This window comes from Lactiplantibacillus argentoratensis, assembly GCF_037290055.1.
Lineage (GTDB): Bacteria > Bacillota > Bacilli > Lactobacillales > Lactobacillaceae > Lactiplantibacillus > Lactiplantibacillus plantarum.
Window position 1 is genome coordinate 954,466 of sequence record NZ_CP147647.1, and the last position, 23,480, is coordinate 977,945.

At 45.8% G+C, this 23,480-nt stretch carries 24 protein-coding genes and 1 tRNA gene; 19 read left to right on the forward strand and 6 right to left on the reverse strand.

Features of this window, described 5'->3' with window-relative positions:
• The first annotated feature begins 63 nt into the window (after positions 1 to 63).
• The 10 genes from V7R88_RS04420 to V7R88_RS04465 all read left to right on the forward strand — a co-directional run bounded on the left by V7R88_RS04420 (position 64) and on the right by V7R88_RS04465 (position 10,781).
• On the forward strand, positions 64 to 2,403 hold the full coding sequence (locus tag V7R88_RS04420; RefSeq protein WP_152707162.1) for a cation-translocating P-type ATPase: 2,340 nt from the start codon (positions 64 to 66) through the stop codon (positions 2,401 to 2,403).
• A 253-nt stretch (positions 2,404 to 2,656) separates the two neighbouring features.
• The gene (locus V7R88_RS04425) at positions 2,657 to 3,016 is read left to right on the forward strand and encodes a PadR family transcriptional regulator (RefSeq protein ID WP_060599219.1); all 360 of its coding nucleotides are present in this window, start codon (positions 2,657 to 2,659) and stop codon (positions 3,014 to 3,016) included.
• Complete coding sequence (locus V7R88_RS04430; RefSeq protein WP_338816493.1) at positions 3,000 to 3,632, forward strand: permease prefix domain 1-containing protein; 633 nt, start codon at positions 3,000 to 3,002, stop codon at positions 3,630 to 3,632. The genes V7R88_RS04425 and V7R88_RS04430 overlap by 17 nt, the downstream gene beginning before the upstream one ends.
• 75 nt (positions 3,633 to 3,707) lie before the next feature.
• Positions 3,708 to 4,673 carry an IS30 family transposase gene (locus tag V7R88_RS04435; protein WP_033609918.1) on the forward strand — a complete coding sequence of 322 codons (966 nt, stop codon included), beginning with the start codon at positions 3,708 to 3,710 and terminating at the stop codon, positions 4,671 to 4,673.
• A 100-nt stretch (positions 4,674 to 4,773) separates the two neighbouring features.
• The gene (locus V7R88_RS04440; protein WP_338816495.1) at positions 4,774 to 5,394 is read left to right on the forward strand and encodes a DUF4097 family beta strand repeat-containing protein; all 621 of its coding nucleotides are present in this window, start codon (positions 4,774 to 4,776) and stop codon (positions 5,392 to 5,394) included.
• Positions 5,395 to 5,717: 323 nt separating this feature from the next.
• Positions 5,718 to 7,034, forward strand: coding sequence for a PTS transporter subunit EIIC (locus V7R88_RS04445; RefSeq protein WP_054396230.1), 1,317 nt, complete (start codon positions 5,718 to 5,720; stop codon positions 7,032 to 7,034).
• Positions 7,027 to 7,911, forward strand: coding sequence for an alpha/beta hydrolase (locus V7R88_RS04450; protein ID WP_054396227.1), 885 nt, complete (start codon positions 7,027 to 7,029; stop codon positions 7,909 to 7,911). The genes V7R88_RS04445 and V7R88_RS04450 overlap by 8 nt, the downstream gene beginning before the upstream one ends.
• 107 nt (positions 7,912 to 8,018) lie before the next feature.
• Positions 8,019 to 8,897 (forward strand): MurR/RpiR family transcriptional regulator, encoded by an 879-nt coding sequence (locus V7R88_RS04455; RefSeq protein WP_054396225.1) that lies wholly within the window; start codon positions 8,019 to 8,021, stop codon positions 8,895 to 8,897.
• 24 nt (positions 8,898 to 8,921) lie between these two features.
• Complete coding sequence (locus V7R88_RS04460) at positions 8,922 to 9,698, forward strand: GH25 family lysozyme (RefSeq protein ID WP_063724370.1); 777 nt, start codon at positions 8,922 to 8,924, stop codon at positions 9,696 to 9,698.
• 117 nt (positions 9,699 to 9,815) lie between these two features.
• The gene (locus V7R88_RS04465) at positions 9,816 to 10,781 is read left to right on the forward strand and encodes an IS30 family transposase (RefSeq protein WP_033609918.1); all 966 of its coding nucleotides are present in this window, start codon (positions 9,816 to 9,818) and stop codon (positions 10,779 to 10,781) included.
• A 138-nt stretch (positions 10,782 to 10,919) separates the two neighbouring features.
• Here the strand turns inward: V7R88_RS04465 and V7R88_RS04470 are convergent, their stop codons facing one another.
• The gene (locus tag V7R88_RS04470; RefSeq protein ID WP_054396221.1) at positions 10,920 to 11,285 is read right to left on the reverse strand and encodes a DUF4828 domain-containing protein; all 366 of its coding nucleotides are present in this window, start codon (positions 11,283 to 11,285) and stop codon (positions 10,920 to 10,922) included.
• A 344-nt stretch (positions 11,286 to 11,629) separates the two neighbouring features.
• Between V7R88_RS04470 and V7R88_RS04475 the strand changes: the two genes are divergently transcribed.
• The 6 genes from V7R88_RS04475 to V7R88_RS04500 all read left to right on the forward strand — a co-directional run bounded on the left by V7R88_RS04475 (position 11,630) and on the right by V7R88_RS04500 (position 15,574).
• Positions 11,630 to 11,830, forward strand: coding sequence for a cold-shock protein (locus V7R88_RS04475; protein ID WP_003638174.1), 201 nt, complete (start codon positions 11,630 to 11,632; stop codon positions 11,828 to 11,830).
• Positions 11,831 to 12,016: 186 nt separating this feature from the next.
• Positions 12,017 to 13,024, forward strand: coding sequence for a Gfo/Idh/MocA family protein (locus V7R88_RS04480; RefSeq protein WP_152707163.1), 1,008 nt, complete (start codon positions 12,017 to 12,019; stop codon positions 13,022 to 13,024).
• Between the two features lie 12 nt (positions 13,025 to 13,036).
• A complete protein-coding gene (locus tag V7R88_RS04485) occupies positions 13,037 to 14,371 on the forward strand; it encodes a DEAD/DEAH box helicase (RefSeq protein ID WP_152707164.1) in 1,335 nt (444 codons plus the stop codon).
• A 47-nt stretch (positions 14,372 to 14,418) separates the two neighbouring features.
• Positions 14,419 to 14,491, forward strand: a tRNA-Arg gene (locus tag V7R88_RS04490).
• Between the two features lie 157 nt (positions 14,492 to 14,648).
• Positions 14,649 to 15,149: a Panacea domain-containing protein gene (locus tag V7R88_RS04495; protein ID WP_054396215.1), complete on the forward strand. Its 501-nt coding sequence runs from the start codon at positions 14,649 to 14,651 to the stop codon at positions 15,147 to 15,149.
• Positions 15,140 to 15,574, forward strand: a complete 435-nt coding sequence (locus V7R88_RS04500) for a hypothetical protein (protein WP_054396213.1) — start codon at positions 15,140 to 15,142, stop codon at positions 15,572 to 15,574. Before V7R88_RS04495 ends, V7R88_RS04500 begins: the two co-directional genes overlap by 10 nt.
• Positions 15,575 to 15,779: 205 nt before the next feature.
• On the opposite strand, the gene V7R88_RS04505 is transcribed toward V7R88_RS04500, so the two are convergent.
• The 4 genes from V7R88_RS04505 to V7R88_RS04520 form a co-directional block, all read right to left on the reverse strand.
• Positions 15,780 to 16,460 carry a hypothetical protein gene (locus tag V7R88_RS04505; protein WP_152707165.1) on the reverse strand — a complete coding sequence of 227 codons (681 nt, stop codon included), beginning with the start codon at positions 16,458 to 16,460 and terminating at the stop codon, positions 15,780 to 15,782.
• A 278-nt stretch (positions 16,461 to 16,738) separates the two neighbouring features.
• Complete coding sequence (locus V7R88_RS04510) at positions 16,739 to 17,182, reverse strand: PH domain-containing protein (protein ID WP_080488534.1); 444 nt, start codon at positions 17,180 to 17,182, stop codon at positions 16,739 to 16,741.
• A 40-nt stretch (positions 17,183 to 17,222) separates the two neighbouring features.
• Positions 17,223 to 18,221 carry an IS30 family transposase gene (locus V7R88_RS04515; protein WP_016527164.1) on the reverse strand — a complete coding sequence of 333 codons (999 nt, stop codon included), beginning with the start codon at positions 18,219 to 18,221 and terminating at the stop codon, positions 17,223 to 17,225.
• Positions 18,222 to 19,415: 1,194 nt separating this feature from the next.
• A complete protein-coding gene (locus V7R88_RS04520) occupies positions 19,416 to 19,856 on the reverse strand; it encodes a universal stress protein (RefSeq protein ID WP_210696927.1) in 441 nt (146 codons plus the stop codon).
• Positions 19,857 to 19,989: 133 nt separating this feature from the next.
• Between V7R88_RS04520 and V7R88_RS04525 the strand changes: the two genes are divergently transcribed.
• Together V7R88_RS04525 and V7R88_RS04530 are read left to right on the forward strand one after the other, a co-directional pair.
• On the forward strand, positions 19,990 to 21,297 hold the full coding sequence (locus tag V7R88_RS04525; RefSeq protein WP_057717921.1) for a PTS sugar transporter subunit IIC: 1,308 nt from the start codon (positions 19,990 to 19,992) through the stop codon (positions 21,295 to 21,297).
• Positions 21,290 to 22,156, forward strand: a complete 867-nt coding sequence (locus tag V7R88_RS04530; RefSeq protein WP_054396205.1) for an alpha/beta hydrolase — start codon at positions 21,290 to 21,292, stop codon at positions 22,154 to 22,156. The genes V7R88_RS04525 and V7R88_RS04530 overlap by 8 nt, the downstream gene beginning before the upstream one ends.
• Positions 22,157 to 22,340: 184 nt before the next feature.
• Here V7R88_RS04530 and V7R88_RS04535 read toward each other — a convergent pair whose 3' ends face one another.
• Positions 22,341 to 22,541 (reverse strand): hypothetical protein, encoded by a 201-nt coding sequence (locus V7R88_RS04535; RefSeq protein ID WP_054396203.1) that lies wholly within the window; start codon positions 22,539 to 22,541, stop codon positions 22,341 to 22,343.
• Positions 22,542 to 22,739: 198 nt separating this feature from the next.
• On the opposite strand from V7R88_RS04535, the gene V7R88_RS04540 reads away from it, so the two are divergent.
• A complete protein-coding gene (locus V7R88_RS04540) occupies positions 22,740 to 23,180 on the forward strand; it encodes a hypothetical protein (RefSeq protein WP_003643305.1) in 441 nt (146 codons plus the stop codon).
• Positions 23,181 to 23,480: the final 300 nt, after the last annotated feature.

Sequence of the window (23,480 nt, forward strand, 5' to 3'; positions counted from 1 at the left end):
TTTGGCCTCAGACTTAAAAAATCGTTTACAATAAGGTTAAAGTTAATTTTAAGGGGGGCCACTATGTCAGAACGTTATTTATCAGCAATTGAACACGGGTTAACGACTAAGCAAGTTGACCAGCGCCTGACAGCGGGTCTAAAGAATGAGCCGTTACCGCCCTTAACGCGGTCTGTTAAACAGATTTTTCGTGATAATTTGCTAACACTTTTTAACTGTATCAATGTTTTGTTAGCCGGATTAGTCTTTTTGACGGGAAGTTATAAGAACATGCTGTTCTTATTCGTGGTCATCGTCAACACGGCTATCGGTATTTTTCAGGAGATTCGTGCCAAGCGCCAGGTCGATAAGCTGGCATTATTATCGGCCACTAAGGTTCAAGTCCGCCGTGACGGTCAAACGGTGGCGATTGGTCAGGACGAAATCGTTCAGGATGATTTACTATTAGTGACCCGTGGCGAGCAGATTCCTGTGGACGGGCTCGTACGGGCGACCGCTGGATTAGAGGTCGATGAGTCGCAGATTACCGGTGAGGCTGATCCGGTTATTAAGGGGCCAGGTGATGAGCTGGTTTCTGGGAGTGTCATCCTTGGTGGTCACGGAATCGTGCAGGCAACGCAGGTTGGTCACGGCAGTTTTATCAAGCAGATGGCGCGAGCAGCTAAGCAAAAACGGCGGACACCAAGTCAACTGTTAACGATTATCAACCGAATTATCAAAATTTTGACTTTTACGATTATTCCACTAGGTGCTGGACTGTTCATTTCCACTATGATGCGGGGTGAAAGTCAGAACCGGGCAATCCTCGGGACGGTGGCCGCGATGGTCGGGATGATTCCGGAAGGACTGGTGCTGTTAACGTCAGTCGCTTTAGCTGCTGGGGCGTTCACTTTAGGCCGGCACCAGGTATTGGTGCGGGAGTTACCCGCCATTGAAGCACTGGCCCGGGTCGATACGTTGTGCCTCGACAAGACTGGAACGATTACTAGTGGCAAGTTAGTTTTTGAACGCGTTGAGCCGTGGAACCAGCATGATTTAACAGCTGTGGAGCACCGGTTAGCTGCGTTAGTCACTGCCATTGATGATGATAATGAAACGGCCCGGGCCATCAAGACTGCTTTTGGTCAGCCACCAGTGCAAGCGACAGAAGTTCTTCCCTTTTCTTCAAGTCGTAAGTGGAGTGGGGCTGCGTTTGATGGTCACGCTTACGTTATGGGCGCACCGGAATTTATTTTTACCACGGTACCCGGCGAGTTACAGTCTCGCATCAAAACGCTCGCGCAACAAGGTTATCGGGTATTAGTGTTAGCCGAAGTGGCCGCCTTAACGACGCCCAAACCGACTCGACCGATGACTTTGGGATTAATTCTGATCACGGATGAGTTGCGGCCACACGCCAAGGCGACGTTTGGATTCTTCGCGAATCAAGACGTTGCACTTAAAGTGATTTCCGGTGACAATCCGGTGACGGTTGCCAGTATCGCACAACGGGCTGAAATCAAGGACGCTGATCGGCTGGTCGATATGAGCCAAGTGGGTGCTACACCGGATTATGATCAGCTAGTGGCGGCATATACGGTGTTCGGTCGGGTGACGCCCCAACAAAAGGAGCAACTGATCAAAGCCTATCAGCGCGCTGGCCATACCGTGGCGATGACCGGTGACGGTGTTAATGATTTGTTGGCGCTGAAACAGGCGGATTGTAGTATTGCGATGGCGAGTGGAAGTGAAGCCACGAAGAGTTTGGCTGACTTTGTCTTGATCGATTCGAATTTTGATGCAATGGTGCAAGTGCTTAACGAGGGCCGGCGTGTTATCAACAACATCGAACGGGTCGCCGCACTCTACTTGATCAAAACGATGTATTCGGTCGCGTTGACGCTGATTTTTATCTTCATGAGTCACAGCTACCCGTTTGAACCAATTCAATTAACGCCGATTTCATCGTTGATGGTCGGTATACCAACCTTTTTCTTGGCGCTACAACCCGATTATACGCGAATCACCGGGCGCTTTATGAAGCAGGTGATGGAGATTGCCGTTCCCGCGGCAATCTGCGTGGTTGGCTATATCATGGTCATTATGGTGCTAGGAAATAAGTTTCAGTTGAATTTTGAAACGACCGCAACGTTGAGTGTGTTGATGACCGGGATTTTCAGTTTAAACGCGTTACTGATTGCTGCGCGGCCATTGAACCGGTTTAAAATCGGCCTGGTCGTGTTGATGGCGACACTGTTCGTGCTAGTCTTTCTATTCGGTGGCCGGATCTTCTCGCTAGTTAATCTATTAGATTGGCCGCTAGCAGTGATTTACTTGCCGCTGATGCTCAGCGCGTATCCGGTATTTATTATTTTGCAAAATGGATTAGGAAAACGCGTGCTCAGCAAGATCAATTGGCGATAAACATTCAAGTCATGGGGTTCCGTTGCAATTGCGACGGGGCCCTTTTGGTATGCGCAAAAATCGTCACGCTCTTTGATGAGGTGCTGCCAGTGTGTCACGCGGGCGGCAGTATTCGGTTGCGTTTTGATGAGTGGCACTCGCAGCTTAAAAGATATTTGGCAGACAAATTACTTTGACACGCACAGTAATCGGTGGTATATTATGGTCATCAAATTACTATGTGTGCCAAAGTAGTTAGAAAGAGGCGATCGGGTTGAAACCAGAAATTTCGAAGGATACGATTCGCGGTCATACAGCAACCATCGTGCTCAATATCTTGAATCAGGGTGACAGCTATGGTTACGCCATTGCTAAGACCATCAAGCAGTTGAGTCACGCGGCGTATGTCATTAACGAAGCGACCTTGTACACGGTATTTCGGCGGTTAGAAAAGAATGGTGATATCGGTAGTTATTGGGGCAATGAGACTCAGGGAGGCCGGCGCAAGTATTATCAAATTACGGTGCAGGGGCGTACCACCTTACAACGTAGCGTTGAAGAGTGGAATTTTGCCAAACAAGTGATTGACGATTTGGTCTTAGGGAGGATTGATGATAATGTCAGCAAAGATTGAACAACTCGTGGCGATGCGTCTGAATACTTACTTTAAGCAGCAACCAGTAACGCCGGCTTTGACGGAGCTCAAGATGGAACTTGCCACTGACTTGAATGAAGCCGCCAACGATAAGGAGCGTAGTGGGCTGGATCCAGAAGCGGCCGTGGCGGAAGCCTTCAGCGATTTCAGCGATATTAATGAACTGATTAAGCAAGTCAATGCTGAGAATGGCGCGACTGAAAAGGTCCACCGCCACCAGATAACGGTGGATGAAGATGGCATCGCAATCGATAGTGGCAAGATGTTAAAGATTGATGCTGACGGGATCTCGATTAACAACGGGACCATTAAAGCGGATGCCAATGGGTTGAAAGTGGGCCGTTGGACGGTGGATGCGAATGGGATCAATGAACAGGAAGATACGACTGAACAGGAATCCTCAGCAGGTTTGCAGGCGTTTGATCTTGCCGGTGAATACCGGGAACGCCTACCCTTAGTTAACGAACGGCGCCTGGCAGTTGCGGATTTGATCAGTCTGACCATTAGGTATCAAACGGCGATGATCAAGGTCTTGCCAACGCAGGAGACAACGGATGAGCTGATCGTACGGGAATTTATGAATCCCGGTTTGTAAAATTAAGTTAGAAATTTAAAAAGCCATTTGTGATAGACTTTTGAGTGTCAAAATCAAAAGAAAGGCTGATCACAAATGACCTATACTCATCTTACCATAGACGAACTTGCCACAATTTATTCTTTTTGGAAACTCGGTAAAAAGGCTTATCTAGTGGCCCCAGCGCTCCATCGGAGTGCTGAAACTGTGTATCGTATTTATCGGTTTCTTGACGCTGGCGGTACGATTATTGATTACCAATGCCACTATCGAAAGCATAAACAACATTGTGGGCGTAAACCAATTCAACTACGCCCTGATGAACTGGCCTATATTCAAGCCAAAACTCAAGCTGGTTGGCAACCAGATACCATTATTAATCGCCAAGAACGGGCTTTCAGCTGTGGGGTTCGAACCCTTTACCGCCTTTTCAAACGCGGTGTTTTGGGGTTGTCGACCAAAGATTTACCGATGCACGGCAAACGGCACCCTAATGGTTACATTGAACGCCGTGGGAAAGCGGGTCAATTGGGCAGGGATTTAAAGAATCGTTATCAGGACTATCCTAATTTTAATCAAGAATTCGGCCATTTAGAAGGTGACACGGTTCAAGGTAAAAACCATCAGGGTGCGGTAACCACGCTGGTTGAACGACAAACTAAGGTCGCAATTGTGCTGAATTCGCATACCAAGTCGGCACACGATGTCAATCGTAGTTTAGCAGGATGGCTTTCGAAGCTGCCACGACACCTATTTAAGTCAATTACGTTTGACAATGGTAAGGAGTTCGCCGGTTGGCGAACCATTGCTAACCAATTTGATTTAAATATTTACTTTGCCGCTGTCGGAGCACCCAATCAACGTGGTTTAAATGAGAACACCAATGGTCTGCTGCGTAAAGATGGTTTACGTCACAATCTTATTATGGACCAGCTATCAGATAGATTTGTTCAAGCAGTTGCCAGTCGACGAAACCACATCCCACGAAAAAGTTTGGGTTACCAGACACCTCTGGAAGCATTCATCAGTCAGATTACAGATGAACAGTTAAAAAATTTCTAACTTAATTTGACAATTCGGGAATTATAACAATCCGGCTTATCAAGCACAGGTCAGCCGGCACGGGGGTAACTTACAAATTGTTCAAGGAAAAGTACCGTTCTTGATTCCACTACGCGTACACGTGCAGATTTTAGTGCCCGCACAATTCACAGGTGATTTAAGTTTAGCAAGTCGTGCCGGCAACATTTTGGTGGGCGGTTTACAACGGTTAGCGACCGTTGCGTTAAACGTCACCAGTGGGAGTGTGCGCGTGGCTGGCCTGAGTGTGACGTCAATGACGAGTGACCTAACGTCTGGTACCATGACCATTGACCACGTTCAGATTGCTGAACAACTGGGATTGATGGTCAAGAGTGGTCGGGTTCGACTGACGGCAGTCACGGCGGCGTCGTATGTCGCTAGCGCTGCCAGTGGTAGTATCACTGGACAACAGTTGCGTGGTGGTGGTCGTTGGGCCGCTAAGTCCGGTAGTATCAAGTTGGCATTTGCGGCCGTCACTGGGGACACTGACCTAATTGCCAACAGTGGCGCTATTAAGGTCGTGATGCCTGTCAGTGCCAGCTATCGCTATGAACTGGAATCTCAAAGTGGCCGGGTAGTTGCGCCCCGCAATGCGCGGGTCGACCGACAAGCGGATGGCTATCAGACGGGGCAAGTCGGCGCGACCGGGACGTATCTGATTCACGGTCGGGCACGTTCTGGTAATATTCATCTCAGTTAGTACGGGGTTGTGTAAAAGTACGACGCTGGACGCAGTGTGGCTGGCCTAGTGTCATAATGAACAAACGATAATTTTGATTGTCGATCAACACTGAATTGTGTTTTGATCGACTTTTTTGTGCGATGACTGGTCAGGTCAAGTTGTCAATCGTCCACCTCAACATAAGTTATGCCGTTGTTGAGCAACCCAATTGAATTAATGATTCGATATAAGCATGATTGATATCAGAATCGCACGTAAATTTATAACAGATTTTAATAGGCAGTCGCGTGCAAAACGGCTTATAATGAGATTCAGTAGATTACCGGAATGGGGGCGGTATCGTGTGGCTTGATGAACAAGGTTTAATTCAACGGTTAGTGCCACGCTTATTGTGGTTTCGACAAACGAATTTCTATCGGATCATTCAGCGAACGTTGATGCTGACTTTTCCGTTCATTTTGATTGGAACGTTTAGTCAGATCATTCAGTTGACCGTATTGACGAAGACGGGATTTATCGCAAGTATCTTTCACTTGTCAAAGTGGGTGCCGTACTATCGTTACTTACACTACCCGTTTGATAGTTTGACAACCTTGACGCTTAACGGTGTGGCCGTAGTAGCGGCGTTTGGTGCGGCGAAGTACCATGCCAAACTCAATCAGCGTGATGACCAATTGGCGGGATTAACTGCCGCGATTGCATTATTGATCGTTGCATATCAGTATACCAATCAGAATCAAGTCGGCATTTTCAACACGTTATTGATTGGCACGAACGGCTTAACGGGTGCATTGATTGTTGGCGGCCTGACCGGGCTATGTTTCAAATGGTTCAGTAAGTCGGTTCCAGCCCAAAGCAGTCCACATACGGCCGATATTTTGACACGGACTTTTAGCTCGTTGCTACCGATGGCTGTGATACTGATATTGGCCGTGGCGGTGAGTCTGGCCTTGAACTGGCTGATGATCATCACGTATTCCACCGAAAGCTGGTCGGCTTTTCAAAAGTATGCGATGACCAGTCACAGTCTGTGGCTGACCTTTGGCATGGCCGTGCTGACCTTGATATTGGAGATTTTTGGCCTAGTGGGCCCGTACCAAGAACGTTTGGTGACGAATAGTGCGACAATGACTGCCAACTTGAACTATGCGCTCACACATCACTCGGCCTATCACGTGCCGTATCCCTATACGGCCAATACGTTGTACCATGCATTTGGGACGTTTGGCGGAACGGGGATGTTACTGGCCTTAGTGATTGCCATCTATATCGGTAGTAATAATCACAACTATCACGTGGTGGCGCGCTGGAGCTTGTTACCGGCGCTCTTTAATAGTAACGGACCGTTGCTGACGGGGTTACCAGTTCTGTATAATCCGATCTATCTGATCCCATTTGTGCTCGCACCGGTCGTAAATATGGGACTGGCGGCGCTGGCAATCGGGCTGCATTGGATTCCACCCGTGGTTTATCCGGTTCCCGTGGGTACGCCGGGACCGTTGATCGCGTTTATCGGCACGAATGGTAACGTGGTGGCGCTCTTACTAGGCATCGTTGACTTGGCGCTATCAGTGGCGATTTATCTGCCGTTCATGCGGCTGGCGGAAACTATCCTGCAGGCGGCCCAGGCACAGGCGGGAGGTGCTAAGCATGCGTAATCAACCGAATTGGCAACGACGGCGGCGAAGTCTGTTAGTGCTCATATTAGGGCTGCTATTCCTGGGACTCTTGATTCAACCGTCATATCAGTGGACGAAAACCAACGTGGCAGCGATGGCAGGACGCCATGATTCACAGATGTCACCAATCATTATGATTCCTGGCAGTAGTGCGACTCAGAATCGGTTTGACACCTTAGTCAAACAACTTAATAAGGCTGATCATCGGCGACATAGTTTGATTAAGCTGACTGTGATGACGGACGATAAGATTAAGATGACGGGTTCGTTGCGTGCCCGCGATAACGAGCCCATCATCGTGGTCGGTTTTCAAAATAATCGTGACGGCTATGATAACATCAAACATCAGGCCCGGTGGTTCTCACTGGCATTTAAGAAGCTGGCTGCCAAGTATCAATTTAATAATTTCAAAGCAATTGGTCACTCGAATGGTGGCTTGATCTATACGTATTACTTTGAACATTATTTTAATCGTGACGATATCAAGGTCAAACGAATCATGACTATTGGTTCACCGTACAATTTCTCAGAAGCTAATTTGAACCATAAGACACAAATGTTAGCTGATTTTATTAAATACCGTGATCGATTGCCCAAGTCAGCGACGATGTATTCCGTCGCGGGTACCGAAAACTATGATTCAGACGGACTGGTTCCAGCGCGAAGTGTCGAGGCTGGCAAGTATATCTATCAAGGGCAAGTCAAGCATTTTACGGAAATCACGGTTACTGGTACGAATGCCCAGCACTCCGATTTACCTCAAAATGCGCAAATTGTGACGCTGATTAGAACTTATATGTTGGATAAGCCCAAGCAGACGCGCAAGGGCTTAGTGTCAGCTGGTACCGTCGAATGAGTGCCGGGTAGGGGTAGCCACTGCGTCCCAATCAGTGGGGACGGTTATGAGGAAATTTAGGGTGTTGATAAGAATTGTGGTAAAATTTGGTCATGGAGGTGGCCGAATTGTCCACACAAACACCAGCACATCGCAATCGGGTCCTGACTTTAATTCGTTCTTATTATCCGAATTTAAGTGTGACGGACCGCAAGATTGCTGACTATATAATTGCCGACCCGATTAAAACAGCGGCGCAGTCGATTTCAGACTTGGCGGCGGCGGTTGGCGTTTCAACGGCCACGGTTTCACGGTTTGTCAAACGGATTAGTTTTAGTAGTTTCCGGGACTTCTCACGTGAACTAACGGCGGCCGAACCGATTGAACAAACTAATGCGGAAGCTTTTCAAGATGTCGAAAAACAAACGACTTTCAAAGGAATTGCGGAATCAACATTCAATAGTATTCGTAGTTCGCTAGATCAGACGAGTCAGGTAATGACGGAAGCAGATCTCAAGCGGGCGGTGGAATTATTGCTGAATGCTCGCTCGATTGGCTTTTATGGTCTCGGGGGCTCCGCAGTCGCTGCCTTAGATGGGTATCATAAGTTTGTGCGCACCGGTATTCCGTGTGCCCATAATAGTGACTATGATATGCAACTGATGCAAGCGGCTCAGATGAATGCCAGCGACGTGGCAGTGGTTATCTCACATACCGGGCGTAATCAGCAAACACTACAAGTGCTAGCCACCCTGACTTCACAAAGTGTGCCAGTGATCGCGTTAACTAGCTTCGGTAACTCGCCCCTGGCTAAGGACAGTACCGTTGCCTTTATTTCAGTTGCAGAAGAAATTAATTATCGTTCGGAAGGGCTGACTTCGTTGATTGCCCAGATGAGTATTATCGATAGTCTTTTCTTGATGACGGCTGTTCATGGCAATATCGAAATGGCAGAAAGTCTTGGCCGGGTTCGCGAGGCCATTAGTCAAACACGAACGGAGCTTTAAAGCTGTAGGCAAAGGATTGATGAGATGACAAAGCGGCAACATTATCGACCAGTATACGCAAAAACGCGGTGGGCGCGGTGGCGTTACCGGCTTGGCTGGTTATTAGTGCTATTAGTGATTATTGGCAGTGTCTGGGGCGGTTTGGCCTGGCTACGTTGGCGTAGTAACGCTGTCGTAAGTGGCTTTGACGTGCGGGGCGTCGCCGTGTCACAAAATGACGGTTATTTAGACTTTGCGGCCTTACAAAGCGACGGGCTCAAGTTCGTCTATCTGCACGCCACTCAAGGGGCTAGTTATACAGATGATAACTTTGCAAGCAATTATGAACGAATCGTCGGCACGAGTTTAGGTGTCGGCGTGGTGCACACGTTTAGTTTTTCATCGACTGCGGCGGCTCAAGCGGCTTACTTTGAGAAAACGGTCGGGGATAACGTCGGTAATTTACCGATTGCCATCCAAGTCCAGTATTACGGTGACTACACGGATCAGACGATTGCGGTCCGGAAAAATCGGGCCAAACTCAAAGCGTTGGTGACCACGCTGACCCAGGATTATAATCGCTCCTGTGTCATATGGTCCACGCCCGCCGTTGCCAAGTTGATCGTTAAACCCGCCCTCAAAAGCACCGACCTCTGGCTCGATACGTCGAAGACCCATCAACAGGGCCAGCGGGTGATGTTCATGCATTACACGGACCGAGCTGTTTACCGACAGAATGGCACGCGTCAGGAATTTACTGGAATCCTATTTAACGGTAATGTGACGGCGTACAATCAAGTTATCGCCCAGGGCTTGAATTAAAAGCTGATCGTTGCATCATTTATTTCGCAACCCGGTTTGTAAAATTAAGTTAGAAATTTAAAAAGCCATTTGTGATAGACTTTTGAGTGTCAAAATCAAAAGAAAGGCTGATCACAAATGACCTATACTCATCTTACCATAGACGAACTTGCCACAATTTATTCTTTTTGGAAACTCGGTAAAAAGGCTTATCTAGTGGCCCCAGCGCTCCATCGGAGTGCTGAAACTGTGTATCGTATTTATCGGTTTCTTGACGCTGGCGGTACGATTATTGATTACCAATGCCACTATCGAAAGCATAAACAACATTGTGGGCGTAAACCAATTCAACTACGCCCTGATGAACTGGCCTATATTCAAGCCAAAACTCAAGCTGGTTGGCAACCAGATACCATTATTAATCGCCAAGAACGGGCTTTCAGCTGTGGGGTTCGAACCCTTTACCGCCTTTTCAAACGCGGTGTTTTGGGGTTGTCGACCAAAGATTTACCGATGCACGGCAAACGGCACCCTAATGGTTACATTGAACGCCGTGGGAAAGCGGGTCAATTGGGCAGGGATTTAAAGAATCGTTATCAGGACTATCCTAATTTTAATCAAGAATTCGGCCATTTAGAAGGTGACACGGTTCAAGGTAAAAACCATCAGGGTGCGGTAACCACGCTGGTTGAACGACAAACTAAGGTCGCAATTGTGCTGAATTCGCATACCAAGTCGGCACACGATGTCAATCGTAGTTTAGCAGGATGGCTTTCGAAGCTGCCACGACACCTATTTAAGTCAATTACGTTTGACAATGGTAAGGAGTTCGCCGGTTGGCGAACCATTGCTAACCAATTTGATTTAAATATTTACTTTGCCGCTGTCGGAGCACCCAATCAACGTGGTTTAAATGAGAACACCAATGGTCTGCTGCGTAAAGATGGTTTACGTCACAATCTTATTATGGACCAGCTATCAGATAGATTTGTTCAAGCAGTTGCCAGTCGACGAAACCACATCCCACGAAAAAGTTTGGGTTACCAGACACCTCTGGAAGCATTCATCAGTCAGATTACAGATGAACAGTTAAAAAATTTCTAACTTAATTTGACAATTCGGGCAAATTAAACTAACGGCTGATGAACTGTTAGGCCGACTAAAATAAGTCGCAAGTTCGAGATTTTTCTCAAACTTGCGACTTATTTTGATGAATCTTGGTTTTAGCCCCTGTTAGCGCCGTCAAGCGTTTGGCGATAAGATGACATAGTTGCGATCATCGGCTTCGTCAAAGAGGGTCACGGGTCGTTGTTCATTAGCCCGTACTTCGAGGTGGAACCCGTATTGATCAAGTAAGACGAGCGCGCTTGATGAGATTGATTCGACAGTAGCTGGCATCGAGCGACCGTCGATGCGGATCATCATGTTAGGGTCGATTTCTAACGTGTGATCCCGGTGATGTTCCTCATCACGATAGGTCCAAGTTCCTGCGTAGAAAACCGCGAGATCACCGTCAGCAATCGTGCTAGGATGCCGTCTGTGGATTAGTGTACTGGAAAGTCCTGCGAGTAATGATAAACCAAATAATATTGCGCCACGCCGCTTCACTGGATCAACCTTCTTTCTGAATAAATCTTATAGTTAAAATATACCACTAAAATGGCGTTAACGTCACGTAATAAGTGGTTTCTTATCAAAGCCTTTATGTCATTGTCACCTGCGAGTAATGAACGTAATATTTGATTGATTTTGGAACGGCGGTCACTAATTTTTTTGAATTAATTTGGGTTCTGATTGGAAATTACTGGGTGAGTGTGTTAATCTATATAATGTGATTGGCATTTATGTGAAGTTTTAAAGTATCATTTAATTGTGTTACCGTAAATTCTTTATAGGTGTTAATAACATGTGTTTGTTACTTTTTATTTTTATATCCTAGGAGGATTTAGTTCATGAAAAATGGTACTGTAAAATGGTTCAATGCTGATAAGGGTTATGGCTTTATTACTGGTGAAGATGGCAACGATGTATTCGTTCACTTCTCAGCTATCCAAACTGACGGTTTCAAGACCTTAGAAGAAGGCCAAAAAGTTACCTTTGATGAAGAATCAAGCGATCGTGGCCCACAAGCTGCTAACGTTGTTCCTCAATAAGCGTCGCTTTTAAAAGGGCTGCCCGCGTGGCGGCTCTTTTTTTATGCACAAAATAGCGGGTGACTTTTAATCCTTCTGGCCCAACTTAACGGCGAAAACTGGTAAAATAGAATTATGAGCTAATCGGACGCGTAAGCGCCACCAATCACGACTGGTTGACTAGCGCCGTTGAGAGGAGTCAAATCGATGTTAAAATTAGGAATTATTGGAACAAATTGGATTACACAACAATTTATAGATGCTGCCGCTGCTTCCGGGGAATGGCAACTGACGAGTGTTTATTCACGTCACGCTGAAACCGCGCAGGCCTTTGCCGCCAAGAATCATGCCGATGAGACTTTTACGGATTTAGATGCATTTTTCAGTCGGGGTAGTTTTGATACGGTCTACATTGCATCACCAAACAGTCTGCATTTTGCCCAGGCTAAACAAGCAATCGCCTATGGTAAGCACGTCATCGTCGAGAAGCCAGCCGTGGCGAACCAACAAGAATTTGAACAGTTAGATGCCGTTTTAAAGGCTCACCCTGATGTCCTATTATTTGAAGCAGCACGCCAGATTCACGAAGTTAATTTCCAACGCGTCAAGGATCAGATTAAAAAGTTATCCTTAGTTCAGGGGGCGACGTTGACTTACATGAAGTACTCGTCACGGTATGACGCCGTCTTGGCTGGTGAAGAACCGAATATCTTCTCGTTGAACTTTGCCGGTGGGGCGCTTCAGGATTTAGGCGTGTATCTGGCCTACGATGCGGTCGGCTGGTTCGGCATGCCGGAAGAGGTGACTTACTACCCAACCTTGATTCGAACGGGCGTTGACGGTAAGGGTGTGGCTATTTTACGCTACGCTGACTTTACGGTGACCTTGAACGTTGGTAAGACTAGTAATTCGTTCTTGCCATCTGAAATCAACGGTCTGCGCGACGCTATTGTGATGGACAATCCTGCTGAACTTGGACAAATCACTTATCAAGATAAGGATGGTCAGGAGCATGCGATTGGGGCGCAACCCGATACCAATCCAATGCTGGCCGAGGCGCGCGACTTCGCAACCGTTATCAATGACCCAAGCAATCACCAGACGGAATACTTAGCTTGGCGGCAACTTAGTCGAAATGTTAATAAACTATTATTTAATTTGCGGCAGTCAGGGCACCTATATTTTACGGGTGAAGCCCCTGATACCGATAAATAGAAATGAGGCACTATGTTAGACGTATTTAAAACTAAATTTGCGGCGGCGGGGTTCACCGAGTTGTCGCCGATTCAAACGGCCGTGGCCGAGCCACTTGCAGCTGGTCAATCGGTGTTAGGACTCGCACCAACGGGGTCTGGTAAGACCCTAGCGTTTACGTGGCCAATGCTCGAAGCGTTGCGGGTCGGAGAAGGCACGCAGGCACTGATCCTAGCGCCATCACAAGAACTCGCCATGCAAACAACCAACGTGGTGCGCGAGTGGGGCCAATTGATCGATGCCAAAGTCCTCGCGATTACCGGGGGGGCTAATGTTAAGCGGCAGATGGAAAAGCTCAAAAAGCATCCTGAAGTAATTGTTGGGACGCCGGGGCGGATTACTAACCTGATTGCGGATGGGAAGATCAAGCTTGGGCATTTGAAGATGATGATCGTCGACGAAGCCGATGAATTACTGACAGATGAAACCTTGGATCAAATTCGTGAAATTCTCGATGCCACGTTTGCTGAAACGTTACAATTGGGCTTCTTCTCGGCAACCGAAACTAAAATTTTAGATGAGTTACCCCGCTGGTTTGGTCAACACGTTGAAAAAATTGATGTGCGGGCTATCGATCAGACTCAGGGGGTCGTTCGGCACCGGACGATGCAAGTGGGCAATCGGCACCGCGTGGACTTACTGAAACGAATCAGTCGCGTTGATCATATGCGGGCCCTCGTTTTCTTCAATAAGATGCAGGAACTCCAACACGTCGCCTTGGAATTACGCCACCAGCACGTGAGTTACGTCGCCTTGACCAGTAATCAGCGGCAGGTGGAACGTGAAAAAGCGTTGCGGTTATTCCGGCAGGGCAAGGTCGGCCTGTTGTTAACCACTGATTTGGCGGCTCGGGGTCTAGACGTGCCCGAATTGCCAGCTGTGATCAATTATCAGCTGCCTAAGGACGTCACGACTTATATTCACCGGAGTGGCCGGACCGGCCGCATGGGTGCTGATGGACTAGTCTTGACGTTCGGTGACGACCATGATGTCCGTGACTTTAAGAAGCTGATGGCGACGACCAACTATGAAATCAAGCCGGGTTACTTAGTCGATTATCATATTGTTGATACGAAACCAGATAAAGTCGTCCCACCGTTAACGTTTGACCATCCAGAGACGGCTGGTAACGCCGCTAACGGTCGGCATCGCGTTGCGAGTGCTGGTCACCCAGATGAGGTTAAACGAGTGGAAACGAGCCGAAAACGGCCCGCTGCGGCAACACCTAACAAGAAGAAGGGTCACAATAAACATTCTAAGAAAAAAGGGATGCGCAAGAAAAATCGTGATCGCTTTAGCAATCAGTAATTGCCAAAATGCACAATCCGTGAGATGATATTTTACGGATTGTTAATGGCCTCATAGCACAACTGGATAGGGCACCCGCCTCCTAAGCGGTTGATCCCGGTTCGAGTCCGGGTGGGGTCATCAAAGTACTTTTCATCTTCGTAAACATTGGTGTATTACGGTTTTGATTGGGCTAATTTTATCTTGTCAATTTCGAATGTAAGTCATTGATTATTAGTTGTGGCATTCCTATAATGATTTTGAGTGAGATTTTCAATATCGAGAGAGGAAGGATCATATGTACAAAATTGAGCAGATTGCTGATTGGTTTATTGCCCGCAGCAGAGCGGATGTGAAGATGGACGACTATGCTGAACCTATCTCGAAAATGAAATTGCAAAAGTTGTTGTACTTTACACAAGGAACTAATCTAGCCGTGAACGGGGAGCGTTTGTTCGACAGCCCATTATATGCCTTTCAACATGGTCCGGTTACTAGTGAAATCCAGCATAAATATGCAGATAAAGATTTACCTGAATTTTCTAATGATGTTTCGGATGTTCGGGAAGTCGAATTGGCTGATAATTATGATTGGATATCCAAAGATGAAAAAGCTTCTGAAGTTTTAAACTTTGTATGGGATGAATATTCGCCATACACAGCCTCGACACTGCGTCGAATTAGTCATGATGCAAATGGCCCGTGGGCGAAGGTCTATAATTCGAAGGAATCCTGGATTAAAATGTCGGATCAGGATATTGAAACGTATTTCAAGGAGCACGTAGTCGAATGCCACTGAAAAAGAAAAATAGTTCGGCTAACCCTGATCTTCATTGGCTGAGAAAGATTGAACAAACTTCTGATAAAAGAATGGCATGGAATTTTTCGTTTTTATCCAATGAAGACGGCTTTAACTTCAGTAATGAGGATTTGAACACTGATCTTATGCTAAAGCGCATTGCAGAGATTAATCAGCGAACGTTTACGGCCTTTTTGAACCTGCCTCGGGCCACTGGACTTGAAAAGATTGATCCGAAAAAAGTCCATGGTAAGTTGAAACATAAACCTAGCCCAAGCGAGTTCGGTGAGATGCGTGAAAAGTTAGCAGGTCCAAAGTATTGTGTGATACGACTCAGTCAGAGCGGGCGTATCATTGGCAAGATGATCGACCAAACCTTCTATCCATTTTGGATTGATTTGAATCACAATCTTTACGAAGGTTAAGTGGATAGCTGTTGGTTAGCAAGAACACTGATACGTGTTAACGTGAGCGTTGACGCGGCTTGCGCATTTTCAAACTAGTTTGAAAATACTAATAATGGATGAGTAAACTTATTATTGTTTACTCATCCATTTTTTTAAACATTATTCCTGTAATCAATTTGCAAACTTGTCACATCTCAAGTCTTGGCGAGCGTGTGATACGCCTTTATTTCCACTTAAAATTAGATGGTGAAAATGACTTTGAATGTCCAATCCTTTCAGAACCATAATGAACATTAGTCATAATAGCAGAACTGTCAGAACCAATGTCCATACCATCGATGACTAGCTGTGTTGTGGTCAACTTTTGTGCACCTTGTCCAACGGTAGTCTTTTGGGGATCGCTCAAGTTCATAAAATCAGCATTTGCCTTAACAATTAGTCCCCTATTGTGGTCGTACGCCAATGTATCAATATAGGTGGCGTAGCTATATCCTTTTTGGCCATTATTTGCAAAATCTTGGTCTTCATTTAAACTAGATAATAGTTCCTCATTGAATTTAGCAAGCTTTTTAGCATCCATAGCTTGAAGAATTTCATTAGCATCGTCACTTTTCTTTGATGAGTGACTACTTTCCTTTGGGCCAGACGACGCCTCTTTTTTTGAAGAACTCGCAACCTGTTCTGTTTTAGTTGTCTCATTCGTCTTAGTGTTCGCTGGGTTACCAAAAAAATGACCGGCAGTGATAAATACAATATAGAGAACTAATGTCACTCCTGCGGTATAGAGAACATACTTTCCTTGGATAAATTGTGAGTTTTCCTTTTTGTGGCCATAAATCCAGAGTCCTACAAGAATCGCTAAAATAAATAATGCAAAATAATAGATGTTTTGCAAAATTGTCATTACAAACTCCTCCAAAATATTTTTATTTTCAAATAATCCCCCTGATATTGAACTAGAGCAGCTCGTCTAGAAACTTGATCGATGAGACAATTTTCAGCTATTAATGAGCTGTAGTTTAACAAATGTATTGATACAACTTTTAGTCAACGGTGTTTTGAACATACATGTAAGTCATGAGGAGATAAATCGAATCGTCCCATGATATGGGTGTAAAAGTGTGCCTGATGAACGATACTCCCGAATCGTTTGTGGCGACAGTAATGAATCAGGATCTAATATTAAACGCCTAGAATTTGTTTTTTCTTGGCCTCAAATTCTTCTTGAGTGATAATTCCTTCGTCCGCTAGAGATTTATATTTTCTAATTTGATCAGGTCCATCTAAAACGGGAGCGGATGAATTTTGAACAGATACGTGCAAACTTTCTTTATATTGTTCAGCGGCAACTTTTATCTTTTCAGCTAAAATAGGTGCGGTACTTTTGTCAACGTTATCAATTAAGGTAGTCACAGCGCCATTAGTAATGGAGACTTTGCCAAACATTAGCCCTTTTGAGTAGGAGACCCCGTTGATCATATCTAAAGGAACTTCTGTTGACTTGATACCATAAATTAAACCCTTATCGATAAAAATGACGCGTTTTTGTGTTAGGACAACGAGTACTGTATTACTGTCAATGAAGCCGGACGTCGCATAGACGATGTGCTCGTCATCATTAAGAATACCTGGTAGTGCTTTTACCTCTTTTTTTGTCGACGAATTGTCAAATCAAGCGCAACTTTTTGCCGAAGAAAACTTCACTTGGACTTTTCCATCCCAAGACCTTGCGTGGACGGTTATTTAAATCTGTGACGAATGCGATAATCTCTTGGTCATTTAAATCGTTCAAATCAGTTCCTTTGGGGAAATATTCACGAATTAAACCGTTAGTATTTTCATTGGTTCCACGTTGTTGTGGTGCGTGTGGATCTGGAAAAAATACCGGTATTTCTAAAGTGTCAATGACGTCTTGATAATTGGCAAACTCAGTTCCACGATCAGGTGTAAGTGTCTTTACCCGTTCCGGTGTGACGCTATTTAATAAGTCCATCATAGCTTGTGCCACGGGTTTAGCTGCGACTTTACTTACCCGTTCCGCTAATAAATACCGTGATTTACGGTCTACCAGCGTCACCAGCGCTGAACGTCCGGTTTTACCACGCACTGTGTCACCTTCCCAGTGACCAAACCGAGTTCTATTTTCAGCCGAAAGTGGGCGGTCGTGGATTGAAGGTACATCGTTAAAACGACCACGCCGTTCCTTGATAGTTCCCTTAACTTTGCGCGTTTTACCTCGATGTCTTAATTGGCGGGCGAATCCACGGGCACCATGACTTTTACGCTTTTCACCAAGATTATTCAAAGCAATTCCACGATAAATTGTGTTGTAACTGATTTTCCAGTTACTATGCTCAAAATTTAGCCGTCCTGCGATTTGTTCTGGGGACCATTTACGATGGACGATACAATTAATGACAAATGCCCGGATATCAGTTTGCGATAAGATCCGTGGCCGTCGACTTTTCAAACGTTGACGCTCATAATTTAGTTGCGCATTAACTGCGGAATATTTAGAACGACCACCATTCCGGCTAACTTCCCGTGAAATAGTCGCTTTAGAACAACCGATGCGTTGGGCAATGGCCTGGTAAGACTGTTTTAAAGTTAGCCCAACTAGTAGGCATTCACGGTCATTTAAGGTAAGATGATGATATAGGCTCATAGTCTGAGTCCTCCTTGTAAGTAAGTTGTGGTGACTATATTTTACAAGGACTCAGGCTGTGAGTCTTCTTTTTGATCATTTGTTGCACTTCAATTGTAAATTCGTCTCCCAAATAAATCAGAAACCCCTGCTTGTTCCATTTGTGATTTGACTGTGTTTAAATCCATTATTTTGTCCTCCAGTAAATTCAGCTTTTTTAGACGTCCGTATCTGGTCGAAATCAAATTGATATTTTAGTAATCCTAAGCTGACTACTTAAGATAGAAAATGCGGATGGCAGTTGCTCCTGGATACTGAATGCTATTGTGACTTGAAAACATTATTTTTTGCGATTGTCGCCGTAACATAGGACTCGTGCAGTAAAGATAAGTCATATGAATTGTGGTCTGTGGGAGATGAGCAGTACTTTGTTTCCTGATGCGCTCATTAAGTTCAAATGGAGGGTACATGACAATGATGATAAATGTTTTTTAAACTGTAACTAGCGTCTTTGCTGAGACTAGTTTTTTACTGCTAAGTTCAGAATGATAAAGTTTAGAATATGTAATTCAGCGCATGGCAGTTCATGCTGTATCAACAATGTCTGCACAGTGATGTTGTGCCCAATAACTACTATACAGTATAAAGACGGAAATGTTTGGCTTTTTTTAATTATTTTTCAATAGTGATACATATTTATACTGTAACGTTCAATGAAGAAGGCTGCTCCGACTAAATCATGATTTTGTATACAACGATAGGTCATCATGTCATTAAGTTCATTGTTACGCCAGCCTACTGACTATAAAACGTGTCTCAAACTTCCAAAGAGTCGGTGACGTGATTGCGAGAAGGTACTGTTAACAGATATTTTCATCGGGTAGTAAATCAAATTTAACGCGTAATGACTAAAAAAGATGCCAATTAATGGGACATGATCGTGTACTCAGCTGTGCATCTATCATACAGTAGGGCGCGAGCATGATTGTATGCATTAAAAAGTGGTGGCTATACGGTGAGTAGGCTAATCCTTGCACAGATGACTTAGAGAAGAGACAGGCTAAAATTGAGTGTATTAGCGACACCGTCGTTATACAAGCAAAACCGGGAATGCTGAACATCGTGGCTGAGACCGAGTCCAAAAAGCTGATAATCTGTCGTCATTCAAAATAAACGCCCGCTACCAGTCCAAATGACTAGTAGCGGGCGTTGCGATTAACGAATGACGATGACGTTGCAAGGGGCGTGATCCACGACGTAGCTGGTCGTTGAACCAACGGCTACGCGATGGGGCGAGTTGGTACCAGTGGCGCCGAGCACGATCAAGTCAATTTCGGGATGTTGCTTGGCATAGTCCTCAATAGTGTGTTTTGGAATCCCGTAGCTGATTTCAGTTTTTAAATTCGGTGCGGACGTGGTGGCGACGAATTGTTGTCGCTGCCGCATGGCATCCTTTGCGTGAGCGGCTTCCGCGTCTAGTAATTCAGATAGAACCGGGTCGAGTGCGGGGGTGTGGTAGGCGCTGTCATTCACCACGTAGAGCGCAGTCAGGTTTGCTTGGTGCCGCTGGGCAATGTTGACCGCTTCGGTAAAAGCGGCTTGTGCAGCATCGGAACTGTCAACGGGTACTAAAATATTTGTGTAACGGCTTGGCATTATAACCACCTCCAGTTATCTTTACGATAATTATAATGGATTAGTGTTGGGCAATAAAATTAAACGCACCTAGTGGGCAAGGTCGATGAACTAGCGTATATTATAGGCAGTAAATTTCTTTGGGGGGTTAGGTATGTTAAAGCATGTACAGAACAGCCTATTGACCTTTGAACGGGTCGTTGAGCGGCAACGTTATTGGCGCGCCTTACGTGATACGTTGACGCTGCTTTTTCCATTCGCATTAGTTGGGGCGTACGTTAGTTTTATGAACCAGGCAATCTTTCAGCGCAATGGTTTTTTGAATCATATTTATTATCTTAGTCACTGGCTGCCGGGATTTAAACATTTGGCAACTTACACGACGATGCTTAATCTGAGTATCAACGGCATCCTTGCCGTGATTGCGGCTTTTTCAGCCGCTAATTTTGTCGCGCGGAGTGCCCAGCGTGATAATTTGTTAGCGGGATTGACGGCGGTAATTAGTTTTATCATGCTTAATATCAATTATAATTTTTTTAGTACCCAGGGTCAGCCTGCTGGCAGTCGGTTTTTAGAAGATAATTTGGGAACTCAGGGCATCTTCCTCGCACTATTGGTGGGCCTGTTGACTGGTTGGTTGTTCAGTCATTTGACACGGTATCCACACATCCACCAGGAGATCGAGACCCAGACCCACTTGCTAGCGCGGGCCCACGCGAACTGGTTACCGATAATCACGGCTTTGCTGATGTTCAGCGCAATCGGGTATGGCATTAGTTTTGTCAGTAAAGGGGGATTAAACGGCCTGTTTTACGCGGTCTTCACCTTACCATTCAGTAATCCGGGGGCGTCGCTACTAGCAATAATTGGCGTCGCGTCCCTCAGCAATCTATACTGGTTGATTGGCATCATTGGTCCGGTTGATTTTAGTGGTAATAGTACGACGAGTACGGTTCAAAATTTGGAATATGCGTTGCAACACGGTTCGGCGTGGGGCGCCCCCAATCCAGTAACGCTCCACACACTATTTGATGCGTTTGCGAATGTGGGCGGTCCGGGGATGACGTTAGCGTTATTGATTGCGATTTTGTGGCGTTCACGGAACCGTAATTATCGAACGGTGGCCAAGACCAGCGCCTTGCCAGTACTGTTTAATATCAATCAGCCATTGCTCGTCGGTTTACCGATTGCTTATAGTCCGATTCTAGCGATTCCGTTTCTGTTAGCGCCACTGGCCAGTATGGTCATCACGTGGTGCGCGTTGAAGCTTCAATGGATGCCGCCGGTCGTTTATCCGGTTGGTAGAACGATGCCGGGCTTCTTGACCGGTTGGCTGGGAACTGGTGGCGACTGGCGGGCTTTCATCGTTAGTCTGATCAATATAGCGGTGGCCACAGCAATCTACTTGCCATTTGTCTTACTGGCAAACCAGGTTGAGGAGGAGGCGAAAGCGGATGCTTAAACGATATTGGTGGCGGTGGCTCCTTGGAATCGGCCTGTTAATCGGGATTTGTTGGCCGGCTTACACGTGGAGTCAGGCGAATATCAAGACGTTAAAAAATACCGGTCGAACGCGGATGGCACCCGTTATTATGGTCCCAGGATCGAGCGCATCACAAAACCGGTTTGATAGTTTGATTACTGAATTAGGAAAGGAAACACCGAAAAAGCACAGTGTATTGAAGTTAACGGTTCAGACGGACGGGACGATCAAGTATAGTGGGTCGATTGCCGCCAATGATAACGAGCCGTTCATCGTGATTGGCTTCGCGAATAATCGTGATGGTAAAGCTAATATTGATAAGCAAGCTGTCTGGTTGAATACGGCATTCAAGGCGCTGGTAAAAACGTATCACTTTAATCATTTCTATGCGCTAGGTCATTCCAATGGTGGCCTCATTTGGACCCTCTTTTTAGAGCGCTATCTAAAGGAAAGTCCGAAGGTGCACATTGACCGGCTGATGACGATTGCCTCGCCGTACAATATGGAATCGACCAGTACGACCGCTAAGACGAGTATGTTCAAGGAACTTTACCGTTATCGGACTGGTTTGCCGGAATCGTTGACCGTTTACTCGATTGCGGGGACGGAAAACTATACCAGTGATGGGACAGTGCCGTATAACAGTGTTAATTACGGTAAGTACATCTTTCAAGATCAGGTCAAGCATTTTACGGAGATTACGGTAACGGGAGCGAATACGGCGCACTCCGATTTACCGCAGAATAAGCAGATCGTGAGCCTGATCCGGCAGTACTTGCTAACTGAAACGCTACCGAACAAGGTTCGTCAACAAAATGCGCAACGGATACAGAATTAGTTGTGTTGGGTGGCGATGATCATGGTCTTAAGATCTAACGAATGTGATAACGACGATTGTCCTGGTTTAGAAAGTCATTCAGTGACGCGCCGGTTAATCAAGCGATGAAATGAAAATAACCGATTAGCGCCTCGCCACTGAGTAAGGCTGCTAATCGGTTATTTTAAGTTAGGTTTGCAATCAATTAATGATGATGCCTAGTGCTGTGCGGGCGGGCCGACCGTTTCGAATAATGGTGCTTCGACGGCTTCACCCGGTGCTTGACGCGCGTTGTGACCCGGGTGCCCCGAACTCGCAAGGCTTGTGCGTTGGTGGCCGGCAGGGTCATTAAGCCGCCACAGATTGCTAGGATGACGAGCACTGGTAATCCTCGGTGGATCGTCATGATAAAACGCCCCCTTAACTAAAATCCTTATTTAGTGTATAAGTAATTCGAGTCAGCGTCAACCTGAGGTCCGTTACTGACTTTACAAAACGTTAACGGCATATTAACGGATTATTCACAAAAAGCCAGCAAATTTGATTGTATTTTGCCCCGTTTTCCTTTATGGTGGGAGTAATATATAAAAGGGAGTTTGGCTAAATGAATATTGAAATCTTAAACTCAGCAATCCAAGACTTACATTTCCAAATCGTTTATGATCGTTCTGAAGATGATGACAATCCTGGTCAGGGCCAATTCAGCTATACGACCGCCAATCCGGATGTTAAGAAGACGTTTGGTGATGACGTTGTGCAGGCCCAATTACAAGTGACCTATAAAGAAGAAATGTTCGATTTATCCGCCACTGTTTTTGCCATCGTACGCCTAAGTGGTGAGATGGTTGGCATTATCGAACGTCAATCTGACAACAAATCAATTGAAGACGACGAACAAGAAATGCTGAACAATTTGAATGGCGCCATCATTCCAGCGTTGTCTGCCAAAGTCCGGGCCTACGCAGCGTTATTATCAACTGAAGCTAGCAACTTTGCAATCATGCCAGCCGACTTCGATGATAGCCAGCCCAATGATGCTGAATAAGCGTAATCCAAGAGCTTGTCAAACTGGCAAGCTTTTTTTGATGGCTTAAGGAATGAGTTCTAGCGTTGTGTAACCGTTAACAAAGGTGCTATAATAATGATGGTCAGAGTTGACTAGGCAACTGCGGTTGCAATGACGAGGTCAGAAGGTCTGATTGGTGACTTCAGCAATTATTACTTTGATCCAGGCTTATCGGAATGGTTCAAAGCGGGGGTGACCGCGAGTCGGTCAGCACACATAGGGGCAGTGAATATTGACACATAGTTTGAGCCAAGCTGGTAAGTATCGTGGTGGCCAAGT